Source organism: Streptomyces sp. FH025 (genome assembly GCF_017427025.1).
In the GTDB taxonomy this organism is placed as follows: Bacteria; Actinomycetota; Actinomycetes; order Streptomycetales; family Streptomycetaceae; genus Kitasatospora.
On record NZ_JAFLNG010000546.1, the window covers coordinates 1 to 5,353 of the forward strand.

General features: G+C 72.0%; 5 protein-coding genes. 3 read left to right on the forward strand and 2 right to left on the reverse strand.

Annotated features, from left to right (window positions below):
- Nucleotides 1–141: 141 nt before the first annotated feature.
- Both J0670_RS28995 and J0670_RS29000 read right to left on the reverse strand, forming a co-directional pair.
- Complete coding sequence (locus J0670_RS28995; protein WP_207814655.1) at nt 142–1,428, reverse strand: cytochrome P450; 1,287 nt, start codon at nt 1,426–1,428, stop codon at nt 142–144.
- 36 nt (nt 1,429–1,464) lie between these two features.
- Nucleotides 1,465–2,784, reverse strand: a complete 1,320-nt coding sequence (locus J0670_RS29000; RefSeq protein ID WP_243437673.1) for a glutamine synthetase family protein — start codon at nt 2,782–2,784, stop codon at nt 1,465–1,467.
- 335 nt (nt 2,785–3,119) lie between these two features.
- Here J0670_RS29000 and J0670_RS29005 point away from each other — a divergent pair, with 335 nt between their 5' ends.
- The 3 genes from J0670_RS29005 to J0670_RS29015 all read left to right on the forward strand — a co-directional run.
- A complete protein-coding gene (locus J0670_RS29005) occupies nt 3,120–3,308 on the forward strand; it encodes a ferredoxin (RefSeq protein ID WP_207814657.1) in 189 nt (62 codons plus the stop codon).
- A gap of 32 nt (nt 3,309–3,340) precedes the next feature.
- Nucleotides 3,341–4,543 (forward strand): NAD(P)/FAD-dependent oxidoreductase, encoded by a 1,203-nt coding sequence (locus J0670_RS29010; protein WP_207814659.1) that lies wholly within the window; start codon nt 3,341–3,343, stop codon nt 4,541–4,543.
- A 49-nt stretch (nt 4,544–4,592) separates the two neighbouring features.
- Nucleotides 4,593–5,353 (forward strand): acetoacetate decarboxylase family protein (locus J0670_RS29015; RefSeq protein ID WP_207814658.1); only part of this gene is annotated, 761 nt, incomplete at its 3' end.

Consider the following 5,353-nt stretch of genomic DNA (forward strand, 5'->3'; position numbering starts at 1 on the left):
CGTGTCGACCCAGACCATGGCCGGGCCCCCGAGCGGGTCGGCTCCGATGAAGTGCAAAGTCATGGGAGCACGCTTCCGCAGACACCACGAGTGGTCAAGGGGACGGCCCCCGGCGGCGTGCGCCGGGGCCGTGGTGCCCGGTCAGACCAGGGTGACCTCGACGGGGAGCTTCTTGATGCCGTTGACGAAGTTGGAGCGGACCCGGGGGACGTCGCCGGTGAGCCGGATGTCGGCGATGCGGGGGATCAGCTCCTCGAACATGATCCGCATCTCGGTGCGGGCGAGCAGGTTGCCCAGGCACAGGTGCGGGCTGCCCTTGCCGAACGTGACGTGGTCGTTGTTCCGGCGGGTCACGTCGAAGTCGTACGGGTTCCCGAAGACCTCCTCGTCGCGGTTGCCGGAGGCGTACCACATGACGACCTTGTCGCCTTCCTTGATCCGCTTCCCGCCGAGCTCCACGTCGCGGGTCGCGGTGCGGCGGAAGTGGTAGACCGGGGAGGCCCAGCGCAGGAACTCCTCGACCGCGTTCGGGATCAGCGACGGGTCCTGCCGCAGCCGGTCGAGCTGCTCGGGGTGCTGGATCAGCGCCAGCATGGAGTGGGAGATCGCGTGCCGGGTGGTCTCGTTGCCGGCGACGACGAGCAGCAGGAAGTAGTTGTCGAAGTCCTGGGCGGACAGCGGCACGCCGTCCCGCGGGGTCTCGTTGATCAGCTTGGAGACCAGGTCGGCGCCGTCGCCGCCGCGCCGCTGCCGGGCCAGTTCGCGGCCGTACTCGAAGACCTCCAGCGAGGCGGGAGAGCGGAACGGCAGGTCGCGGTACTTCTCGCTCTCCTCGCTGTGCAGCAGGACGTCGGCGTAGTCCGGGTCGGTGTTGCCGATGATGCGGTTGCCCCAGTCGATGAGCTGCTGGGTGTCGTCCTCGGGGACGTCCAGCAGCCGGGCCAGGACGTTGATCGGGAAGTCGGCCGAGACGTCGGCGACGAAGTCGAAGGAGCCCTTGGCGAAGGCCGCGTCGAGGGTCTTGGCGGTCAGGCCGCGCAGGAAGTCCGCGTACTGGTTGATGACCCCGGCGCCGAACTGGCGCTGCAACAGGCTGCGCATCGCGCGGTGGCGGACGCCGTCCAGCTCCAGGATGGAGGCGCGCTTCTTGATCTGGTCGTCGTCGACCTCCTCCAGGTTGACGAACCGGGTGGAGGTGAACGTCTCAGAGTCGCGGTCGACGCGGGCGATGTCGGCATGGCGGGTGACGGCCCAGAAGCCGGAGTTGGGCTCGGGCTCAGGCTGCCAGTGCACCGGGTCCTCGTGGCGCAGGGTGTGGAACATCCGCCAGGGGGTGACGCCGTCGAGGAACCTGTCGTTGTCGGCGAGGTCCACCTCGTCCAGGGGGAGGGGTTCGCGCACGTCGGCGGTCTGGGCAGGGGTCGTCATGGTGCGGCTCCGTGGAGTGGTCGTGCTGAGGGGGGATCAGATGTGGTAGGCGTACTCGGTGAACTCCCAGTCGGTGATGTGCCGTTGGAAGCGCTGGAGTTCGTCGCGCTTGTAGGTGAGGAAGGCGGAGGTGAAGTCCCGGCCGAGCAGTTCGGTGAGCTCGGTGTCGGCCTCCAGGGCGTCGAGCGAGGCGTCGAGGCTCATCGGCAGGACGGGGGACTTGGCGGTGTCGTAGCCGTAGCCCTCCAGGGGCGCGGGGGGCTCCTGGGCGGCCCGGATGCCGAGCAGGGCCGCTGCGAGGGTGGCCGCGATCGCCAGGTAGGGGTTGGCGCTGGCGTCTCCGAGGCGCACTTCCAGGCGCGAGCCCGAGCCGCGCTCCGGCGGGATCCGCACCATCGCGCTGCGGTTGTCCAGGCCCCAGTCGATGAGCCAGGGGGCGAGGGTGTCGGGGCCGAAGCGCTTGTAGGAGTTGATTGTCGGGTTGAGGAGCGCGGCGAGCGCCGGGGCGTGCGCGAGTATGCCCGCTATGGCGTACCGGGCGGTGTCGGACAGCCCGTACGGGCCCGAGGGGCCGTCGAAGGCGTTGCCTGCGGAGTCGTCCAGGCCCGAGAAGTGGAGGTGGAAGCCGGAACCGCCCTCGCTGTTGAAGGGCTTGGCCATGAAGGTGGCGAGCCGGCCCTCGGCGCGGGCCAGCTCCTTGACGGCGGCCTTGAAGCGGAAGGCGCGGTCGGCGGCGTCCAGCGCCTCGGAGTGGTTGAGGTTGATCTCGAACTGGCCGCTGCTGAACTCGTGGTTGCCCGCGGTGACGCGCAGGCCGAGGTCGCGCAGGTGCCGCAGGGTCCGCAGCACGTGGCGGTCCGGGTCGCCGCGCAGGCCCGAGCTGTAGACGTTGCCGGGCGCCTCGGCGTAGGGCCGCCAGCCGCCCGGCGTCCGGGGGGCCGGGTCGCACAGGTAGTACTCCAGTTCCGGTCCGACCACCGGGCGCAGTCCCAGCGCCGACCAGTGGTCGAGGACGGAGCGCAGCAGGTCGCGCGGTGACTCGGGGCAGGGCAGGCCGGTGGTCGGGTCGACGGTGTCGCCCAGGCACCAGGCCACGCCGGGCTCCCAGGGCAGCGGGGTGAGGGTGGAGAGGTCGGGGCGGACGGACACGTCGGGGAGCCCCGCGTCGAGACCGCCGGCCACGTCGACCACGTCGCCCTGGGGGCTGGTGTGGTAGACGGCGCGGCAGAAGGCGAGACCGTGGTCGCAGGCGGACGGCAGGTGCTCCAGCAGGACGTCGCGGGCCCGGTCGACGCCGATGAGGTCCGGGTAGATCACGCGGACGACGTCGACGCCCTGGGCGGTGAGCCGGTCCATGTGATTCCGGATCTGGGGGGTCTCTTGAGCGCTCACCGGCTGGCTCCTCATACGGGGGTCCCCGGGCACCGGTGCCCGGAGGAGGGTGGGGAGGGGTGGGGGAAGGTGTGGCAACGAGGTCCGATACGGGGTCACGGCTCAGCTGCGGGCGGCCGGCCGGGGGCCTCTCGTTTGGCTCCAAACGTAGGGACCGGTCCATCGCCTGACAAGGGGTTGTGCAGAATTTCTATCCGCCTGGATAGGTATTGACCAGAGGGGGGCGACTCCCTATGTTGTTTGGAACCAAACGACATCCCCGTGTCGCCCCACCCCGTGTCACCCCAGGAGGACCGGCCATGAAGGTCGTCGTCGACATGAACAAGTGCCAGGACCACGGCCAGTGCGTCTTCGCCGCGCCCGACGTCTTCCAGATGAACGAGAACGGGCGCCTGGTGTTCGTCAGCGAGCCGGACGAGGCGCTGCGCGCGGACGTCGAGGACGCCGCCGACGTGTGCCCGCTGCAGGCCATCTCGATCGAGGGCTGACCGCCGTGAGCGCGAACACCGGCACCGGCCGGATCGTGGTGGCCGGCGCCTCGCTCGGGGGCCTGCGCGCCGCCGAGCAGCTGCGCGGCGCCGGCTGGAGCGAGGAGATCGTCGTCGTCGGCGACGAGCCCCACATGCCCTACAACCGCCCCCCGCTCTCCAAGGAGGTGCTGGCCGGCAAGGCGCCCTTCGACTCGCTGGCCTTCCGCCCCCGCGCCTCCGCCGCCGACGTGCTCTGGCGGCTCGGCACCGCCGTCGTCTCTGCCGACCTCGACGCCCGCGCGGTCACCCTCGACGACGGTTCTCAACTCGCCTTCGACGGCCTGGTGGTGGCCACCGGCATGCGGCCCCGCCGACTGCGCTGCCCCGGCCCGCAGGGCCCGCGCAGCGGCCGCCACACCGTACGCACCCTGTCCGACGCCGAGGGCCTGCGCGCCGAGCTGACCAGGCCGGGAGCACGGGTCGTCGTGGTCGGCGCCGGCTTCATCGGCTGCGAGGTCGCCGCCACCGCCCGCGGACTCGGCGTCGCCGACGTGACCGTGGTCGACCCCGAGCCGCTGCCGATGCTGCGGCCGCTGGGCGAGCTGCTGGCGACCGCGCTGCTGGAGCGCCACCGGGCGCGGGGCGTGCGCTTCGCCCTCGGACGGACCGTCGCCGGCTTCGAGGGGGAGGACCGGGTCACCGGCGTGGTCCTCTCCGACGGCACCGTGCTGCCCGCCGACGTGGTGGTGGAGGCGGTCGGCTCGATCGCCAACACCGAGTGGCTGGAGGGCAACGGGCTGGACCTCGCCGACGGCGTGCTCTGCGACGAGCAGCTGCGCGTCCAGGGCATGCCGCACGTGGTGGCGGTCGGCGACGTGGCGCGGTTCCCCAACGCCCGCTACGACGGCGTCCCCCGCCGCGTCGAGCACTGGTCCATCCCCACCGACACCGCCAAGCACGCCGCCCGGACCCTGCTGGCCGGGCTCGCCGGGGCACCCGTCGATTCGCCGCCGTTCGCCCCGCTGCCGTCCTTCTGGAGCGACCAGTTCGAGTACCGGCTCCAGTCCTTCGGCGCGCCCGCGCTCGGGACGGCTGACGCCCGGGTGCTCGACGGCGACCCGGCCGGCGACCTGCTGGTCGGCTACCACGTCCAGGACCGCCTGGTCGGCGTCGTGGCGCTCGGCGGACCGGCCGCCGTGGCCGGCGCCGCCCGCTACCGCGCCCGGCTGACGGCACCGCCGGTCGGCGTCTGAGACCCGCGCCCCCAGCGACCCCGCTATCCCTGAGAACCGAGGAGCAACCATGGCCGGCGTCCGCGGCTACTTCCACCCCAAGACCGCCACCGGCGGGTCCTCCCTCATCCCCTCGCCGCCGTGGCACTACTCGGGGGACCTGATCACCATCGAGTACCGCACCGACCCCGCCCGGGTCCGCGAGCTGCTCCCCGAACCGCTGGAGCTCGCCGAGGAGGACCCCGGCGCGGTCGCGCTGATCTGGGCCGACTGGCAGTCCTGCTCCGCCTCCGGGCGGGAACTGCTGGACCCGGTGCTCTCCCAGTACAAGGAGGCGTTCGTGGTGGTGCGCTGCTCCTACAAGGGCCGTACCTACTCGCGCTGCGTCTACATCTGGGTGGACAAGGACTTCGCCATCGCCCGCGGCCTGCACCAGGGCTACCCCAAGAAGCTGGGCTCGATCCACATGACCCGGCCGCACCCGTACGGCCCGGCGCCCCGGATCGAGGCCGGCGCCCGGTTCGGCGCCACCCTCGCCGCGGCCGACCGGCGCCTCGCCCAGGCCGTGGTGACGCTGCGAGAGCCGTCCGAGACCAACGGCTTCGTCAACGGCCACCCGATGGCCCACCACCGCTGGCTGCCCTCGATCGAGAAGGGCAAGGGCCTGGCCCTGGACGAGCTGATCGAGACCGGCGCCGCCTCCTTCGAGGCCGGGCAGCCGTGGGCGGCCGACGCCGAGCTGGAGCTCTTCGAGGCCCCCACCGAGGAGCTGGCCCGACTGGAGATCCGCGAGCCGATCGGCGCCTACTACCGCCAGGTCGGCGTGGTGTG